The 16,615-nt window shown below is 34.2% G+C and carries 18 protein-coding genes; 13 read left to right on the top strand and 5 right to left on the bottom strand.

What is annotated here, in order from left to right; all coding sequences use genetic code 11:
* Positions 1-350 precede the first annotated feature (350 nt).
* From EZ449_RS09170 to EZ449_RS09140, 7 genes are all read left to right on the top strand, one after another.
* Complete coding sequence (locus EZ449_RS09170) at positions 351-1,022, top strand: hypothetical protein (protein WP_131557927.1); 672 nt, start codon at positions 351-353, stop codon at positions 1,020-1,022.
* A 45-nt stretch (positions 1,023-1,067) separates the two neighbouring features.
* Positions 1,068-1,670, top strand: a complete 603-nt coding sequence (locus tag EZ449_RS09165) for a hypothetical protein (protein WP_131557925.1) — start codon at positions 1,068-1,070, stop codon at positions 1,668-1,670.
* Between the two features lie 10 nt (positions 1,671-1,680).
* Positions 1,681-2,280: a hypothetical protein gene (locus tag EZ449_RS09160; RefSeq protein ID WP_131557923.1), complete on the top strand. Its 600-nt coding sequence runs from the start codon at positions 1,681-1,683 to the stop codon at positions 2,278-2,280.
* Between the two features lies 1 nt (position 2,281).
* Complete coding sequence (locus tag EZ449_RS09155; RefSeq protein WP_131557921.1) at positions 2,282-3,202, top strand: zinc-binding metallopeptidase family protein; 921 nt, start codon at positions 2,282-2,284, stop codon at positions 3,200-3,202.
* Positions 3,203-3,433: 231 nt separating this feature from the next.
* The gene (locus EZ449_RS09150) at positions 3,434-3,889 is read left to right on the top strand and encodes a hypothetical protein (RefSeq protein ID WP_131557919.1); all 456 of its coding nucleotides are present in this window, start codon (positions 3,434-3,436) and stop codon (positions 3,887-3,889) included.
* Between the two features lie 38 nt (positions 3,890-3,927).
* Positions 3,928-4,782 carry a hypothetical protein gene (locus tag EZ449_RS09145; RefSeq protein WP_131557917.1) on the top strand — a complete coding sequence of 285 codons (855 nt, stop codon included), beginning with the start codon at positions 3,928-3,930 and terminating at the stop codon, positions 4,780-4,782.
* Positions 4,783-5,135: 353 nt separating this feature from the next.
* Entirely contained in the window at positions 5,136-5,540 is a 405-nt protein-coding gene (locus tag EZ449_RS09140; RefSeq protein ID WP_131557915.1) for a hypothetical protein, read from the top strand.
* Positions 5,541-5,617: 77 nt separating this feature from the next.
* Here the strand turns inward: EZ449_RS09140 and mgrA are convergent, their stop codons facing one another.
* Positions 5,618-6,607 carry an L-glyceraldehyde 3-phosphate reductase gene (mgrA, locus tag EZ449_RS09135; protein WP_131557913.1) on the bottom strand — a complete coding sequence of 330 codons (990 nt, stop codon included), beginning with the start codon at positions 6,605-6,607 and terminating at the stop codon, positions 5,618-5,620.
* A 295-nt stretch (positions 6,608-6,902) separates the two neighbouring features.
* On the opposite strand from mgrA, the gene EZ449_RS09130 reads away from it, so the two are divergent.
* Entirely contained in the window at positions 6,903-8,075 is a 1,173-nt protein-coding gene (locus tag EZ449_RS09130; RefSeq protein WP_131557911.1) for an aldose epimerase family protein, read from the top strand.
* A gap of 56 nt (positions 8,076-8,131) precedes the next feature.
* Here the strand turns inward: EZ449_RS09130 and EZ449_RS09125 are convergent, their stop codons facing one another.
* The gene (locus EZ449_RS09125; protein ID WP_131558195.1) at positions 8,132-8,794 is read right to left on the bottom strand and encodes an HAD family hydrolase; all 663 of its coding nucleotides are present in this window, start codon (positions 8,792-8,794) and stop codon (positions 8,132-8,134) included.
* Between the two features lie 168 nt (positions 8,795-8,962).
* Here EZ449_RS09125 and EZ449_RS09120 point away from each other — a divergent pair, with 168 nt between their 5' ends.
* A complete protein-coding gene (locus EZ449_RS09120) occupies positions 8,963-9,568 on the top strand; it encodes a Crp/Fnr family transcriptional regulator (protein ID WP_131557909.1) in 606 nt (201 codons plus the stop codon).
* On the opposite strand, the gene EZ449_RS09115 is transcribed toward EZ449_RS09120, so the two are convergent.
* Positions 9,565-10,209 (bottom strand): phosphatase PAP2 family protein, encoded by a 645-nt coding sequence (locus EZ449_RS09115; RefSeq protein ID WP_131557907.1) that lies wholly within the window; start codon positions 10,207-10,209, stop codon positions 9,565-9,567. The two genes, EZ449_RS09120 and EZ449_RS09115, sit on opposite strands and share 4 nt — an antisense overlap.
* 160 nt (positions 10,210-10,369) lie before the next feature.
* Between EZ449_RS09115 and EZ449_RS09110 the strand changes: the two genes are divergently transcribed.
* Together EZ449_RS09110 and EZ449_RS09105 are read left to right on the top strand one after the other, a co-directional pair.
* Positions 10,370-10,573 (top strand): cold-shock protein, encoded by a 204-nt coding sequence (locus tag EZ449_RS09110; protein WP_131557905.1) that lies wholly within the window; start codon positions 10,370-10,372, stop codon positions 10,571-10,573.
* Positions 10,574-10,866: 293 nt separating this feature from the next.
* Positions 10,867-11,370 (top strand): very short patch repair endonuclease, encoded by a 504-nt coding sequence (locus EZ449_RS09105; protein ID WP_131557903.1) that lies wholly within the window; start codon positions 10,867-10,869, stop codon positions 11,368-11,370.
* Positions 11,371-11,429: 59 nt separating this feature from the next.
* Here the strand turns inward: EZ449_RS09105 and EZ449_RS09100 are convergent, their stop codons facing one another.
* Positions 11,430-11,780, bottom strand: a complete 351-nt coding sequence (locus EZ449_RS09100) for a hypothetical protein (protein ID WP_131557901.1) — start codon at positions 11,778-11,780, stop codon at positions 11,430-11,432.
* Positions 11,781-11,967: 187 nt separating this feature from the next.
* On the opposite strand from EZ449_RS09100, the gene EZ449_RS09095 reads away from it, so the two are divergent.
* Both EZ449_RS09095 and EZ449_RS09090 read left to right on the top strand, forming a co-directional pair.
* Positions 11,968-13,185, top strand: a complete 1,218-nt coding sequence (locus EZ449_RS09095) for a sterol desaturase family protein (protein WP_131557898.1) — start codon at positions 11,968-11,970, stop codon at positions 13,183-13,185.
* Positions 13,175-13,867, top strand: a complete 693-nt coding sequence (locus EZ449_RS09090) for a lysoplasmalogenase (protein ID WP_131557896.1) — start codon at positions 13,175-13,177, stop codon at positions 13,865-13,867. Before EZ449_RS09095 ends, EZ449_RS09090 begins: the two co-directional genes overlap by 11 nt.
* A gap of 269 nt (positions 13,868-14,136) precedes the next feature.
* Here EZ449_RS09090 and pbpC read toward each other — a convergent pair whose 3' ends face one another.
* Complete coding sequence (gene pbpC / locus EZ449_RS09085) at positions 14,137-16,518, bottom strand: penicillin-binding protein 1C (RefSeq protein WP_131557894.1); 2,382 nt, start codon at positions 16,516-16,518, stop codon at positions 14,137-14,139.
* Between the last annotated feature and the right edge of the window lie 97 nt (positions 16,519-16,615).

Below are 16,615 nucleotides of genomic sequence, written 5' to 3'. Positions count from 1 at the left end.
TGATTAGCATTTCCACAAGCCAATTTATTTTTTTTACGCTTGTTTTTTACTTTGTGTTTTGCGTAAGGGATGGACAGGGTGGCGAGGCACGAGCCAGTCCCCATCCTAAAAGGTGGGGACGGAAGCGAAGCGTACCCCGAAACAGCCCGACCCAATCCCGATTTAAGCATTAGCATTTTAAATTTTAATGATATGCTTGCTTGTTGCACAGGTTTCTTCGGGATTGGGAACGCCCACAAAAATCTAATGAAATAATACGAATTGTAATTTAAGCCCAGCGAATTGTAAATGGATTGTATGTTTTTAGATATTGAAATCTATTTTTAAAACATTAAGTCTAAAATAAATTAATGATGACAGAAACAAACCCAAAATTAAAAACCCTTGAAAAAATAAAATCGTTTGCAATTGCATTGGTTGGCGCAGGTATTTTTAGTATCGGTAGTACATACTCTTCAGCACAATCCTCTTATCGAATACCCAGGATTTTGATGCCTGTTTACGAAATTTTTGGCAACATTGGCTTAGCCATAGCTATGCTTATTTTAGGTACAGGTTTAATGTATTTTGCCTATAACAAATTCACAAAAAATAGTGGTAGAGCCATTTATATACTTTCATTTTTACTCATAGCACTTTTAAGTTTTTATGCAATAGTCTTTCTTACTAACCGTAAACCTACTACTGTTGAGGAAGTGAATGCAAGTATAGAAAAACATCAAAAGAAAACTGCAGATGAAGTTGCACAAGCTAAAAGACCTAACCTTGATAGCGAACTGGCAAATAATTATTTATCAAAATTAGAAACCCTAGAAGCAAAGTTTGCCAAGGCAGTAGATGAGCAAGATAAAAGTATGTTTATTGCATGCGAAAAGGAATATGAAAAACTAATTTCTACAGATTTTGGAAATGCATCTAAAGAAATGGGAAGTAAACCAGCATACAAAGATTTTATTATGTATAACGCAAAAGTTTTAGAGAAAATACAAGTTTTTAGATTGCATAAATGGTTGGGGGAATAAACGGAATATTAGCAAATAGAGAGATAAGCAATTTTAAAATTTATCATGAAAAGTTACTTAACCATCCTTATCACTTTTATTGCTTATAGTTACGGTTTTTCGCAAGAAAAACTGCTTAAGGATATAGATTTTGATGGTGTTAAGGATACCGTTTATTTTGAAACAAAAAGAGCAATTATAGTCTGCAGACTAACTAGTCAAAAATTTAAGCCCATTAAAAGTAAGCCAATATCAATTGAATATGCAGCAAAATATGGCATTAGAAATAGTGAAAATGGTTTTGAATTTTTTATTGAATATAATCGGTATGGTGCGGTAAGCCAGTTTAGGTATGAAAAGGAAAGTAAAAAAATAAGGCTAATTGGCATGAAACACCGTGAAAGTGGTGTAACCGAATTTGATGCCAATGGAGAAGCCAGCATAAATTTACTTAACGGAAATTACATCGGCAATTGGGCTTACAATGATGTGAAAAATGAAAAATACCTCATCCCAATACCTATAATTAAACAAAAAATGTGGTTCAAACCAATGTACCTCAATGGCTTTAGCCAAAGTAGCTATGATAATTTTTTAAGCAAATCATCTGCTCTATTTGTTAAGTCTCATGAACTCGATATCATAAAAAGAAATCAAACCAAACACTGAAAAATTTATCATGAAAAAATACTTAACCATTCTCATAATTTTTATTGCTTACAATCATAGTTTTTCACAAGAAAAATTGGTTAAGGATATAGACTTCGATGGTGTAAAAGACACGGCTTATGTAGATACTACGGGCGTAATTGTCTGTCAATTATCTACCAATAAATTTAAAAAGATAAAGAGCAAAGCCGTAGAAACGTATAATGATAATACCGAAATTATAAGCACCAAAAATGGCTTTTCATTTAAAAATAATTGGATGCGAGCAGGATATGACAATCAGTTTCGATACAATAAAACATTAAAAAAAGTGCAATTAATTGGCATGAGCCGATATGAATTTGGCAATGCCGCAAATGATGGCAGCGGAAACTCTAGCGTAAACCTTTTAACTGGCGATTACTTAGGCGATTGGAATTATTTTGACCATTTGGCCAATAAAGAACAAGGCGAGTTGGTTAAAATACCAACCATTAAAACAAAGATGCCCTTTAAACAGATTTTTCTGGAAGATTTTAGCGAACAAACCTATTTTAATTACTCAACGCGATGCGCTAATTTATTCACAAAGCACAAAAAAATAGAAATGAAAAGGAGAAGTAAAAATTAGCATGAATTTAAATGAAAAAGCAATTACTAAGCTAGTAAGTGTTTTTATATTAATCTTTGCTTTGGCAATCATCTTTTTTTACGTTAAAAGCGGATACAAATCAATCGGTTTATATTTAATTCCCATTATTTTTATTGCTGTTGCAATAACTGCCATTTTTAAAGAAAATATTGCAAGATGGTTTAATGAAATAATTGCGAAAGAAATCATTGTAAAAAACACAAAATTTATCTTTTTCATTTTACCACTTTCTATATTTTCATTAATTGGTTTTGTTTCATTATACCTTGCAATTAAATTTCCTGAAAATGTACCTATATATGGTTGGGTTATAATTACAATATTTTCAATAATACCATTAATATTAATTTATGGATTTATTTTTGGATTTTCAGTTTCCGAAAAACAGCAAATGCAAATAGAGAGTTTAAAAAATAATTTGTTATCTGATAGTAAGGGGCTTACGATAGAAATGCCATTATCTGACAAAAATTGTTTTATAAGTTGGCAATCTATTGAGGCGATTATTTATTATGATTATGTTGTTAGGAGTGATTTCACAGAATATTATCAAGGTTATAAACTGTATTTGAATACAATTCCTATTTATACAAAGTACGAAAAACAATGGTGGCTGAATAAGTTGTTTCCTAAAGATTCACAGCGTAAAATAATCGACATAAAATCAGAAACAAAGCACTTTGGGGAAATACCAAAAATAGTTGAGAAATATCTAAAATCAAAAGTAGATATAGATTTTACAGACCTAATGAAAGGCACTTTAGTTTCAAGCCAAACGTATCAAAACAAGAATAAAACTACAACTATTGAAAAATGGAAGCCAAGTAAAAAAGAAAGTGAGCAAATTGTTTTTGACAAATTCAATAGAAGTGTAGACGAGATTAAAATTAGCTACTACTAAATAATTGTTGACAAAAAATTAGGGCTTCGCAACATCCCTTTGGGAAAACTCAAAAACAGCGAATTGTGCCAAAACCATCCCTCTGGGATAACCTAAAAACAGCGAATTGTGTCAAATGCATCCCTTTGGAAAAAGTCAAAAACAGCGAATTGTAACTCAACCCCAGCGAATTGTAAATGCTTTGTGTTAAAAAAACCATTCATTTCTATTTTTGAAAAATAACATTTCTTAATGGAAACAAGGTTCTACAGCATCAACAGTAACCAATACACCGTAAAAAAGAATAATCTTTTTCGGGTCTTTGTAATATTATTATTTGTTGTAATCTGTATCCTTTTTTACATCAACGGTAGTAAAATTAAGGGTAGCAATATTCCCTATTATGCATTTACTTTTTTGCCCATCGTATTTAGTTTAGTTGAAATAGGGAAAACTGTAAAAATTAATATCGCAGATAAAACCGTGAAAGAAACACTATTTGGCCTTACCTTAAAAAAAAGCACGTTCTGCAAATTCTCTCGTTTCATCATTATCAAAAAAAAAATAAATTTTATCAATAGCGGCACCGATGTTACTATCGAATTTAAAAACCTACGTCAAATAAGCACCATAAAATTCAATCATTTTAATAAAGCTGAGCAAGCAGAAGAATTTATTAGTGAAACAAAGGCATTGTTAACCTTATAACTAAAGGTTGGCAATAATAAAAGAACATATAAAATACAATGAAATTGAAAAATTACAAATACACCTGCCTTTTATTATTAATTGGGGTAGCAACAAATAAAGGGTATGCTCAAGAAGTAATCAACACGGCAGAGATAAAATTTGGGAGAGAAGTAAAGATTTTTAGTGATAAGGTTAAATTATATTATATAAAAAACCATCAACCTATGTTGTTAGAAAATGGCAGCTACTTAATAGAAAATAATACTCAAAAAGCAAAAATTACAATTGTAAATCAGCTCCTTAGCGGGTCGGTTACCGTTAATGAGAAAGAAAATAGAAGAGCTGATTATACCATTCTTAACTCATTAGTGGCTACCTATAAACTATTTACAGATGGTAATTTAGTTATGGATGCCTACCAAAAAAACAAGGTAGCTTATTTTAAGGAATATGGAGATGATAAGGTTTTAAATAACGAGGGTTGGGTATCGTTAGATGTAAAAAAGCATTTCGGTATAGGCATAAGCAAAAGGTATTATAAAGAAGGTAAGCTGGCAAAAATATCAAACCAAGTTACTGCCACCTATACCGAATTTTATCCCAATGGAAATAAAAAATTAATATCTGGACCAAATATTCATGAAGAATATAAAGAGAATGGAAATTTATACAACAAACAATATACAAAAGACAAAGTACGGTATAACGATTATTATGAGAATGGAAAACTCAACACCCGTTGGCATATAAATAATCAAAAGAATGAAGAAACCGATTACTATAAAGATGGTGTACTACAAAAAAAGGAGATTATCAAAGTTATTAATGGAGAAAAACGATTGTTTATTTACGAGGGAAAACTGACCAGCAATGAACCGCATGCCACATCGGGTGTAAAGGCTGTAAATTAAAAACGGCTATATTTTGTAGCTTTTACTATATTTTTAAATTGTTGTCATACTGAGGCACGAAGCATCTATTTTTTCGGTTGCAGATGTTTGGTGCATCAGAATGACAGTTTATTCTGGCTTGCTAGAAATAAAAAAGGTTTTTGAAGCTCCTACGGTTTATGCAAATGATGTTTAGCGCAGAGATAATTGGTGTCATTGCATATTATTCTATGTAAATGTGGGGCCTAAAAAAATAAAAATTCAGGTTTAATCTCTTTTCATAACGGAAGTGCTAATGCAATAAATTTTTTACAAAAATGGAAAATTAACTAAAACCATATTTCTTTTTATCGTGTTGATTTTATAAAAGACTTATGATGAAAGCATATACAAAACAAGCAGTGGAAAAAGGCCTGGTGTTAGATGGATTAAAAGCAGTAGGTAGTGCCGTTGGCGTAAAAGCCAGTAAGCCGAAAATTAAAAAAGAAATGGAGATTGGCGTTAGCATCGTTAACCAATTAATGGATGTGCTATTTACCAAAAAAGGAATTCAAAATAAAAAAGAAATAGAACTCGCTGGCTTGGGTTTAATGGCACTTTACAACATTTACAGAGGTGTTAAAAGGAAAAGAAGATCTTCCATTGTAAAAGGTGTTTTTTTAACAGCTACTTTAGCCGCTGCACTTATTGCAAGTAAAAAGTATAACAAAAGTGAAATTGTTAAGCCTGAAAGATTGCCAATTCCACCAAATGGGCATCAAAATTTTTTAACTGCTTAAAGGAAAAATACTTACAGAGACATCAAGCACTGTGAATTTCTCTCCTCATTACTTGATGTCTTTTTGTAATAAAAACGCTATTTTAAAATTTCATCAATCAGTTTAATCTCCTCCGAACTAAAGACGATATTGTCTAGTGCCTTTATAGAATCGGTTATTTGCTCAGGCTTGCTTGCACCAATCAGTACGGTGGTAATTCTACTGTCTTTCAAAATCCATGATAAAGCCATGTGTGCCAATTTCTGTCCTCGGGATTTTGCAACATCATTTAGCTTCGAAATTACTTCCAGCTTTTCTGGGGTGATGCTGCTTTCCTTTAAGAATACGCCGCTCGTTGCAACTCTAGAATCAGACGGGATACCGTGTAAATATTTATCAGTAAGTAAACCTTGCGCCAGTGGTGAAAATGGGATGCAGCCAACGCCATTTTGTTCCAACACATCAAGTAATCCGTTCTCAACCCAACGTTCGAACATCGAATATTTAGGCTGATGAATTAAACATGGTGTTCCATTATCACTTAAAATTTTTATAGCTTTTGCGGCCTCTTCTGCTTTGTAGTTCGAAATTCCCACATATAAAGCCTTTCCTTGTTGAACCAATAAACTCAAAGCGCCCATTGTTTCCTCAAGCGGTGTTCCAGGATCTGGGCGATGGTGGTAAAAAATATCTACATAATCCAGATTCATTCGTTTTAGGCTCTGATCTAAGCTAGAAATCAAATATTTCTTTGATCCCCAATCTCCGTACGGGCCATCCCACATGGTATAGCCTGCCTTGCTCGAAATAATCATCTCATCGCGATAGCCAGAAAAATCAGATTGACGTATTTTGCCAAAAACCTCTTCCGCAGATCCTGGAGGCGGACCATAATTGTTCGCTAAATCGAAATGGGTTATCCCATTATTAAAAGCTGTATATATTAGGTTTTTGCTATTTTCGAATACATTTACGTGTCCGAAATTATGCCATAACCCTAAAGAAATTGCTGGTAATTTTAATCCGCTGTTTCCGCAACGACGATATGGCATACTATCGTAACGGGTATCAGAAATGTTCTTATTCATTATTTGTTTTGATTCATGGCAAATTAATCAGATTCTGCGAAAAAATATAATTTATAATTGCGCTAAATCAATTTGTAAATTATTTAAATATTGAAGCCAAGGCCAAGAGGCACGTAGTGGATTGTTTTGCAATTAATAAATAACTGTTTAGCCATGATAAATTTAAAATTTATTTTCGCAATAAATATTCTTTACATCAGTCGCAATTGATAACCTAAATCGTTTTATTTGCAATGTTGATGGATAACATTTATATTTAAAACTTAATTTAATCTTAACCAAATATTCTATTTTTATGAAATTGAAATCATTAGCGGGCTTAGGTGTTATAGCTGCCATTGGATTTGCATCTTGCCAATCTGAAACAAAAAAAGGTTCATCAACAGATAGCACAACAGCTGATTCCGTTGCCGTTGTTAAGTTAGTTGCAGATTCGTTTAAAAAAGAAATCGATGGCAAACAAGTTTCGCTTTATACATTAAAAAATAAAAATAACGCCGAGGCAATATTTACCAATTATGGTGGGCGTTTAGTTAGTTTACTTGTACCCAATAAAGATGGTAAGCTTGTTGATGTTGTAGTCGGTTTTAAAAGTGTAACGGATTATGAAAAGTCTACTGAGCCCTATTTCGGTGCAACCATCGGAAGATTTGGAAATAGAATTGCTAAGGGTAAGTTTACGCTAGAGGGTAAAACATATTCTTTGTTTACCAATAATGGGCAAAATACATTGCATGGTGGTAAAAAAGGCTATCAATATGTGGTTTGGGATGCTACTCAACCTAATCCTAATACTTTAGAACTTCATTATTTATCGAAAGATGGTGATGAGAATTTCCCTGGAAATTTAGATGTTAAGGTTACTTACACTTTAACTGATGATAATGAATTGAAAATGGATTATGAGGCTAAAACTGATAAAACAACTGTTGTCAATTTAACAAACCATGCTTTCTTTAATTTAAATGGAGATGGTAGTGGAACAATTTTAAATCACGAAGTTCAAATCTTTGCTGATGAATACACCCCTGTTGATTCGACATTAATTCCATTAGGAAAAATGGAAAAGGTGGCAGGTACACCTTTTGATTTTACAAAGGCAACAACTATTGGGGCTCGCATTGAAGATAAAAACGAGCAATTGACTTTTGGAAAAGGATACGATCATAACTATGTTTTAAACAAAACCAAAGGAATGGATATGTTTCATGCAGCAACGGTTAAAGGTGATAAATCGGGCGTAATTATGGATATTTATACTCAGGAGCCAGGCCTACAATTTTACAGCGGAAACTTTATGCAAAGTAAAAACACATTTAAATCTGGTGCGAAAGATGATTTTAGAACGGCCATCGCGATGGAAACTCAACATTTTCCAGATTCTCCAAATCAGCCAAGCTTTCCAACAACGGTGCTAAAGCCTGGCCAAGTTTATAAAACAACTTCTATTTACAAATTCTCGAAATAGCAAGTTAATTCTGATAAATGGAAAAGGGTTCTGACAATCGTCAGAACCCTTTTCGTTTAAAATAACTTTTCTAAAATGGGATCGTTGTAGTCTTCGATAAAGGCGATAATATTATCGTAACTATCAAATTCTTCTTTTGTATGCATAGTGGTTAAGGCGATGCATTTCATCCCGGCATTCCTTGCTGCTTCTACACCTTTAGGTGCATCTTCAAATACGATACATTCACGAGCAGAAACACCTAAAATTTGGGCTCCCTTGGTAAATGTTTCCGGATCAGGTTTACTATTTACTACATCTTCTGCACTAACAATCGCCTTAAAATAAGATCTGATATCCAAGTTATCCAAAACGAAGTTAATATTAAATGGAATGGCTGCCGAACCAATGGCCATCAATATATTGGAAGATTTAGCTTTATCTAAAAATGCACCCAAGCCCGCAATCAATTCTAAATGCTTTTTATAAGCTGATTGATACCTGCGTTCTTTTTCAATAGAAATTTGATCTACCTGTTCTTGAGCGAAATGCCCAACCCCAAATACACGTTCTAAAAGATCTTGGTTTTTGCCGTACATTTCTTTCTTAACGGCTTCGAAGCTTATGTTTGCTCCCAAATCCTTTGTTAATATATCATGCCAAGCATGGTTATGAAAAACCATATCGTTAATCATCGTGCCATTTAGATCAAAAAGAAATGCTTTAGGTTTAGTATCCATCATGACCGCAAAATTATCAGAATTTTTTAATCATTATGTTAAAATATAATTAATGCAATATTTTAATTGTTTATTTTTATGTAATTCATCGAACACTAACACTTAATTTGGAAATTAAACATTCAAATAATACATTGCACTGTTTTAAATCTCGGAACCGAATATCTTATGGCTGAAATTAATGACGATAATAAAGCTTTGATTAGATTTTTAAATAATCTAATGCCGCTTAGCGATGAAATTATCGAGCTTGCCATACAACAAACATTCAATATAAACGTTCGTAAAAATTCGATTATAACTTGCCCAAAAGAGCAGACAGATGATTGCTTGTTTCTTATTTTGAAAGGAATTATTAGGGGTTTTATTATTGATGAGGGTAAAGATATAACTGCTTGGATAGTAGCGGAAAATACCCTATTCGGAAATATTAGAAATCCTGGTGTACTAAAACCAACATACAATGAGCAATATCAGGCATTGGAAGATACTGATCTAATCGTTCTCCCATATAGTTTCATTGATAAGCTGTACGACTTTTTTCCTGAGACAAATATCTTAGCCAGAAAACTTTTGGCCATTAATTATCACATTTCTCAAGAACGCTCTATATTATCTCGAATTCCATCAGCAGAATCAAGGTATAAGCAATTTCAAGAAGGGCATCCATCAATTAAGTTTCGTGTGCCTTTAAAATATTTGGCTTCCTATTTGGGCATGCGTGTAGAAACGCTGAGTAGGCTTAGGAAAAAGGCCAAGGATGATAAAAATTAACTGCGATTAATTTTGCTGCCTTTCTTAAAATAAAAATAGCAAAGCGGAAACAAGCAAATTAGACCTAATAAAAATCCACCTAAAGTATCGGTAAACCAATGTGCACCCAAATATATTCTTGATGGCGCTATCGTAATAATCAAAAATGCTGACAAATACGTAACTATATGCTTTGTTGCTTTTGGAATATTATGTAAAGTATTCATTAATATGATTAAGAAGCCGAAAAATAAAACATACGAAAGTGTGTGCCCACTTGGGTAACTTTGAAACCGATTAACTTCTACCAAGCGAACGTAAAATGAAGTAGGGCGAGGGCGGTTAATCATGTTTTTAACACCGAGAATTATCAATCCAGATAGGAGTGTAGTTGAAATAAATAAAGCTTCACGCTTATATTTATACCAATAAAATATAGCGCCAACAATCACTACAGAAAGTAACGAATATGGCAATTCGCCAAAAAAACTAATGCCTAACATTACTTTATCGAGCCACCCGGCTTGGAACTTTTGGATAAATAATGATGCTTTAATATCGAATTGCCAAACTAAATGATGGGCAATAAAAAAACTTAGTGCAATAAAAGACGAAATTAAAATGATGAGGATAGCAATAAGGGTTTTACGGTTCAATAACATAAGCAAGAAGAATATCTTCCAAAACTAGGGAATTTCTGATCATCAATGCAAATAATCAAATACCTATTTATGAGTATTGTAGATTGTAGTTATTGGAGCGAAATTGCGCTTTCTTTGTAATTGTGATCTTACAATCAAAGAATCATCCCAATTTAATAATATGCCAAAAGGAATAGTGAAATGGTACAATTCAAATCGAGGATTTGGATTTATATGCCCTGATGATGGATCAGAAGTTTTATTTGCTGATTGTGAAAATGTAATTGGCAGTAATAAAGAACTCGAAGAAGGCATTATGGTTGATTATGAGGTTGAGGTAAATTCGCGTGGAAAACAAGCGCTTGATATTCATAAAGGAAATTAGCTTTTCTATCACGGAATTGATGCTTTCTGTATAATCCATTAGGAGAAATAAAAAGCTTTTACAACCTTCGAAATAGATAATAAGGATATCTATGCTTGGGAGGTCGGCAGGTTTTATATCTGCCGACTGAAAAGGCAAAGTCAGCTAATTACTTTTAAAATATATTTCAATTTTAACGCTCCGACCGAAGCTAACCTCCCAAATTAGGAGGAGCTTAGGTTGATTCTCAGTCCCTTTTTTCTAACCAACAGCATTTTCTTAAACAATTGCAGTAATTTTTAAGTTTATAGTTTATGGATTCGAAACCATACACTAGCGTCGATGTTGAGATCAAAGTTCCCCGGTTTGAAGAAAGCGCTGGCTTTTACACAACTGTTCAACGAAGTAGAACAATGTCTAAAATAAAGGGAAAGAATAGTATTCCTGAGTTAAAATTACGCAAAGCATTATGGGCCAAAAATGTTCGTTTCCGAATTCATCCCAAAGGTTTTCAAGGTAAACCGGATCTAATTATCAATAAATATCGTTTAGCAATTTTTGTTGATGGAGATTTTTGGCATGGTTACGAATGGGAAGAACGTAAATCCAGCTTAAAGAAAAACACAGGATTTTGGATTCCCAAAATTGAAAGAAATATGCAAAGAGATCGCCAAATAAACGAAGTGTTGAGCGCAAAAGGCTACACAGTTATGCGATTCTGGGAACATCAGGTGAAAGAAAATTTAGCAAAATGTGTAAATCAAGTGCTATTATACATTGAAGCAGTTAGGATGGGAGTACTGCCATCGACTATATAATCTTTCAGTTTGACTATTCATTAACTTGATGCGTATTTTATTGTGAAGTTAATTACTTTCTACTTAACAACAATTTGTTTAGGATCAGTTACCACAATCTGGCGTTTGCCCTTAAACTCAGTAACTAGACCAGTAACGCAAATTTTATTTCCCATAAACATGCTCGATGGCTCTGATGGAAACTTGCTTTGATCTTCTTTATTAATAACAATGGTAATTAATTCTTTAGGATAAGCACCACCAAGATTTATTAAGCTAAGCTTGTCTAAAGCTTTTGTGCTATAAACCGAATCGCAAATGGTAACGGTTTTGCCAATGTACTGTGCCGCATCCTTAGCTAAAACCAAGTTTTGGCTTTTAGCAAAATAGCTAATAGTGATTAACAGAAATAGGAGAGTTAACTTCTTCATAAGGATGGAATGAGTTTAAAACCAAAATATTAACGCTTAATCATTTGGTTTAGCATAACAAATGTAGTAATCATTCTGAGCGTTCTCCAACCCTCATCACAAATATTACAAGAATAAAGTTTAGCTTAAGATGAAAATTTCCTAAATTGTAAGTTGATTATTTCTAACCAAGTATTTTCTTTTCAATATGAAAGTAGATTACATCGCTTTATCTGTGCCTGTGTTTTTTATCCTAATAGGAATTGAACTTGCCTACAACTTTTATAAAAAACTTAATTATTACAGGTTAAATGATAGCATTTCAAATCTAAGTCAGGGAATAGGGCAACAGCTCACCGGTATCTTTATGAAAACAGCTTTGTTCTTTGGTTATAAATACATTTTCGAACATTGGCGATTTTTCGAGATGCCTAAAACCATTTGGGTTTGGATTATTCTTTTTATTTGCGTCGATTTTTTCTACTATTGGTTTCACAGAATGAGCCATCAGGTAAATGCACTTTGGGCGGCACATATTGTTCATCATCAATCAGAAGAGTATAACTTAACCGTTGCATTGCGTCAAAGCTGGTTTCAAGGTTGGTTTAGTTGGGTTTTTTATTTGCCTTTGGCTTTCGCAGGTTTCGACCCGATTATGTTTCTAACCTTGAGTTCATTCAATACACTATACCAATTTTGGATTCATACCCGGGCAATTAAATCGATGGGTATTTTTGAGTATGTTTTAAATACACCATCACATCATCGTGTTCATCATGGTTCAAACCCAAAATACATTGATAAAAACCATGCAGGCACATTAATTATCTGGGATAGGTTTTTCGGTACCTTTCAGAAAGAAGAAGAAGAAGTTTACTACGGAATAACCAAACCTTTGGCAAGTTGGAATCCGCTTTGGGCTAACCTCCATTATTGGGATGATTTAGTAAAAACCGCTCGTCAATCGCCAAAAATCAGCGATAAAATTAAGGTTTTTCTGAAACCTCCCGGTTGGTTTCCTCAACATTTGGGTGGTTTTCAAAATGCTCCTGAAATAGATATAGAAACCTATAAGAAATATAATCCCGAATATCAATCTAAACTTACGGCATATGTTTTAGTACAATTTCTACTTGCATTAACTGCAGGTTCAGTAATATTGTTTTCCTACACAAAATTAGATACACTGTCACTCGTTTCAGGTGCTGTTTTCACACTTTGTACATTGACAACGTGCGGCGCTCTGTTGGAGCAGAAACAATGGCTTGTAAAATTCGAATATTTTAGATTAGCACTCGGCTTTCTATTGATATTGATTTTGAAATTTCCAATCGGATACCAAGTAATATTTGCTGGCATTCAGTTAATATCCGTAATTTGGTTCTTCAATTTGCAAAAGGCAAACCCTATTTCCGATGAAGACTAAATTATTCTCTTTTATTTTTGCGCTCGTATTCATCATTCAACTTTATGCGGAAACTGATGGAAACATTCAATTGCGTAATTTCTCCAAACCGTTAATCGTAATTACACTTTTAGTTTGGCTTTATTTAAGTACCAATTTAAAGGGGCGATTTCACAAACGTATATTTACAGGCTTAATTTTTGGCTTAGCTGGCGACGTTTTATTAATGCTGCAATCCGGCCACTCGAGTTTCTTCATCTATGGGTTAATTGCTTTTTTACTCTGCCACATCTTTTACATCAGGGCTTTTATCCTTGACCATAAATCGAATCCGAATTACAAAAATTCATTTTTTTTGTGGGCAGTTGGTGCGTTAATAATCTTTTGCGTAGGATTGTTTTTCTACATCCAACCATTTCTTGGCGCAATGCAATTCCTAGTTTTAATGTATGCCATTATTATCACTTTTATGGCAATAATGGCTGTAAATCGCTACGGAAAAGTTAATATTTTTAGCTTCAAACTAATTTTGTACGGCGCTTTATTTTTTCTATTGTCAGATAGTGCACTGGCCATTAATAAATTTGCACAGCCGATTCCACAAAGTGGCGTTCTCATAATGGCAACATACATGATTGCGCAATATTTAATTGTTTATGGTACAATAGAGCGGAAATTAGTAGTAACTAAAACCGAGATATAGTTTTTGGAAAGCAATGTTCTGTAATAATCGGACACTGCAGTCCTGCTATCGTTGCAATCTTTTAAAAACCTCTGTCATTCTGAGGTACGAAGAATCTGTTTCATCGGTTGCAGATGCTTCGTGCCTCAGCATGACAGTATATTAAAGTTGAAGCTATTTAAAAGTATTTCCACTCTATCAGGTTTATGAAATTTAGAAATCTGCACAAAAATCCGTGTTTATTTATAAAAATCAGCGGTTAATTTTCTTTTGCCTTTGGTCTTTAAGCTTTAGTCTTTCTGCTTTTTCTCTTTATCCAAAACCGTAAAAAACTGAACCAATCTTTCCCCATTTTCATCAACCAAAGTCAATGTATGTTTACCAGGCACAGGACTAACAGCCAGCTGATGATAATTTGTTGTTGTGGCGACATATTCATTATCGATATGCCAATAAATTTTAGAATTCTGATTTCTGTGGGCAGCATTTAACACGATTTTTCCTCTAGTACCGTCCAGTTCCAAAGGGATATAAACGATGGCGCCATTTTTAGGATAAATCAATTCCATTACATTATTGCCGCCGTTATTCTCACAACCGGTCATAAAAGGAGGTAAGCTTTTGTAATCGCTGTTTTTTATTTTGTAATAATATTCCATCGCAGGAGGCAAAATAAACCAGCTTTTATGTTGCATACTCGTCACACTTTCACATTGGTCGGTAACGCGATAAGTTCCTGTTCTATCTAAATGAATCAGTTTATGAAAAGGGCAAACGGCTGTTTTTTCTCCTGCAGTGGGCACCAATTCCTCCGCAACATCAGGGCAATTTTCGCCGGCTTTGTAACCGCTCTGTTTACAAACTTTAATTTTTTTAAGTTTTGTTTTTGGAGTTTCAAACCATTTTCCATTAGGCAACAACTTGAAGATATCAAACAGAACAGGTGCTGCAGCTTCAATACCAACTAAACCCGGACGACCCTCGCCATCGGCATTGCCAACCCAAACGCAGACAATATAATTCGGTGTTAAGCCAACAGCCCAGGCATCGCGAAAGCCAAAGCTTGTTCCGGTTTTCCATGCCACTCTTTGCGAAGAAGAAAACTGTTCCCATAATCCCTCATCGCCAGGTCGCATTACTTCCTCCATCGCATTGAAAGTTGCCCAAATCGCTCCATGGTCTAAAAATGAAGTCCGTTGATAATCCTTTTCTTCTTTCTTATCAGAGGTGAAATAAGTTGCTTGCTTGTAATCATCGGGATTATATAAGCCTTTATAAGTGTTGAAATGGTTCAGCGTTCGAACCATACCCATGTAAGTGTTAGCCAAATCCCACATGGTAACTTCACTTCCACCCAAAATTAACGATAAACCGTAGTGGTCGGCAGGTTGATTCAGCGTGCCGATTCCAAGTTTTTTAAGCTTATCATAAAAGCGCTCATAATTATATTGCTGCAACATTTTCACTGCAGGGATATTTAGCGAACGGCTCAAGGCTTTATCTGCAGAAATGGCCCCGTCGTAACCCAAATCATAATTCTGTGGCGAGTAACCTGCAATTTGTGTTGGAATATCAGGAATTAAAGTATGCGGCAAAATGAAACCATCGTTAAGCATACTGGCATAAAGCAAAGGTTTTAGCGTACTGCCAGGACTCCTAGGTGCTTTAATCATATCAACATGACTTTGTAAATCTGCATTTTCTGGTTGATAAATGTTCCCGACGTAACTTACTACTTGCCCAGTTCTTGCATCTAAAACCAAAGCCGAAGTATTATTGATGTCATTTGCCCGGTACCGGTTATTATATCTTTTTAAAATGGAATTAATTTTGAGTTGAATATCTTCATTCAAAGTGGATTTAATCCTTGTTGAATTGATTTCAAGGCTCGCTCTTTCTGCTTTAAATCTGTTCAATAAATGTGGTGCATTTTGAGGCAAGGGAAGTGGTTTGCCGGGAACAGGTTCGAGTTTTGAGAGATTGGCTGTCGATTGGTCAATGTATTTTAGTTTCGCCAGCTTGTCTAATAAGTCATTTCGCTTTTTGATTAATCGAGCAGAATTTTTACCAGGGCGAACCAATGACGGACTATTTGGTAGAACAGCTAAAGTTGCCATTTCTCCCCATGAAAGTGTCTTTGCGTCACGACCGTAGTAGCGCCAGCTTGCGGCTTCCAAACCTACCACATTGCTCCCAAACGGTGCATTGGCTGCATACAAACCAATAATTTCTTCTTTTGAATATTTAAGTTCTAATCGCAAAGCTAAAATCACCTCCAATAATTTTTGCCAAATTGTTCGGTCTTGCTTTCTGGATAAACGAATTACTTGCATGGTTAAAGTACTTCCTCCACTTACCACACTTTTTGCTTTAAAATTTTGTCGCATGGCTCTGCTCATAGCCAAAAAATCAATGCCAAAGTGATTATAAAATCGTTTATCTTCAAAAGCGATAATACAATCTTTAAATTTTACAGGGACTGAATCAGCAACTGGAAATCGCCATTGTCCATCGCTGGCAATTGCAGCACTTAATAGATTTCCATTGTTTGCCTCAATCACAAAAGAAGTAGGGGATTTGAAAAGTTTTGTTGGTAAGGAAAAAAGAAAAACCAAAAGCAGGGCAAAGCAGATGATGTCGGAAATAAGAAATGCTTTTGGGGTTTTGTTCATTAACTATGATTTTTTTATGCCATGCTTCGTGTCCTCACGAACCATTATGTTTTATAAATTTCGTTTCGTGAGGACAGGAACCGAGGCGATGATATTT

Source organism: Pedobacter frigidisoli (assembly GCF_004331675.1).
In the GTDB taxonomy this organism is placed as follows: Bacteria; Bacteroidota; Bacteroidia; order Sphingobacteriales; family Sphingobacteriaceae; genus Pedobacter; species Pedobacter frigidisoli.
Note: the sequence above shows the minus strand (reverse complement) of the source record. Positions and strands in the feature narration are given on the sequence as shown.

Bases quoted from the DNA above. Each gene is read 5' to 3' on its own strand.
- EZ449_RS09140 (WP_131557915.1), top strand. From the start codon at position 5,136: ATGATGAAAGCATATACAAAACAAGCAGTGGAAAAAGGCCTGGTGTTA.
- EZ449_RS09110 (WP_131557905.1), top strand. From the start codon at position 10,370: ATGCCAAAAGGAATAGTGAAATGGTACAATTCAAATCGAGGATTTGGA.
- EZ449_RS09165 (WP_131557925.1), top strand. From the start codon at position 1,068: ATGAAAAGTTACTTAACCATCCTTATCACTTTTATTGCTTATAGTTAC.
- EZ449_RS09170 (WP_131557927.1), top strand. From the start codon at position 351: ATGATGACAGAAACAAACCCAAAATTAAAAACCCTTGAAAAAATAAAA.
- EZ449_RS09090 (WP_131557896.1), top strand. From the start codon at position 13,175: ATGAAGACTAAATTATTCTCTTTTATTTTTGCGCTCGTATTCATCATT.
- mgrA (WP_131557913.1), bottom strand. From the start codon at position 6,607: ATGAATAAGAACATTTCTGATACCCGTTACGATAGTATGCCATATCGT.
- pbpC (WP_131557894.1), bottom strand. From the start codon at position 16,518: ATGAACAAAACCCCAAAAGCATTTCTTATTTCCGACATCATCTGCTTT.
- EZ449_RS09155 (WP_131557921.1), top strand. From the start codon at position 2,282: ATGAATTTAAATGAAAAAGCAATTACTAAGCTAGTAAGTGTTTTTATA.
- EZ449_RS09160 (WP_131557923.1), top strand. From the start codon at position 1,681: ATGAAAAAATACTTAACCATTCTCATAATTTTTATTGCTTACAATCAT.
- EZ449_RS09100 (WP_131557901.1), bottom strand. From the start codon at position 11,780: ATGAAGAAGTTAACTCTCCTATTTCTGTTAATCACTATTAGCTATTTT.
- EZ449_RS09125 (WP_131558195.1), bottom strand. From the start codon at position 8,794: ATGGATACTAAACCTAAAGCATTTCTTTTTGATCTAAATGGCACGATG.
- EZ449_RS09095 (WP_131557898.1), top strand. From the start codon at position 11,968: ATGAAAGTAGATTACATCGCTTTATCTGTGCCTGTGTTTTTTATCCTA.
- EZ449_RS09150 (WP_131557919.1), top strand. From the start codon at position 3,434: ATGGAAACAAGGTTCTACAGCATCAACAGTAACCAATACACCGTAAAA.
- EZ449_RS09105 (WP_131557903.1), top strand. From the start codon at position 10,867: ATGGATTCGAAACCATACACTAGCGTCGATGTTGAGATCAAAGTTCCC.
- EZ449_RS09115 (WP_131557907.1), bottom strand. From the start codon at position 10,209: ATGTTATTGAACCGTAAAACCCTTATTGCTATCCTCATCATTTTAATT.
- EZ449_RS09145 (WP_131557917.1), top strand. From the start codon at position 3,928: ATGAAATTGAAAAATTACAAATACACCTGCCTTTTATTATTAATTGGG.
- EZ449_RS09130 (WP_131557911.1), top strand. From the start codon at position 6,903: ATGAAATTGAAATCATTAGCGGGCTTAGGTGTTATAGCTGCCATTGGA.
- EZ449_RS09120 (WP_131557909.1), top strand. From the start codon at position 8,963: ATGGCTGAAATTAATGACGATAATAAAGCTTTGATTAGATTTTTAAAT.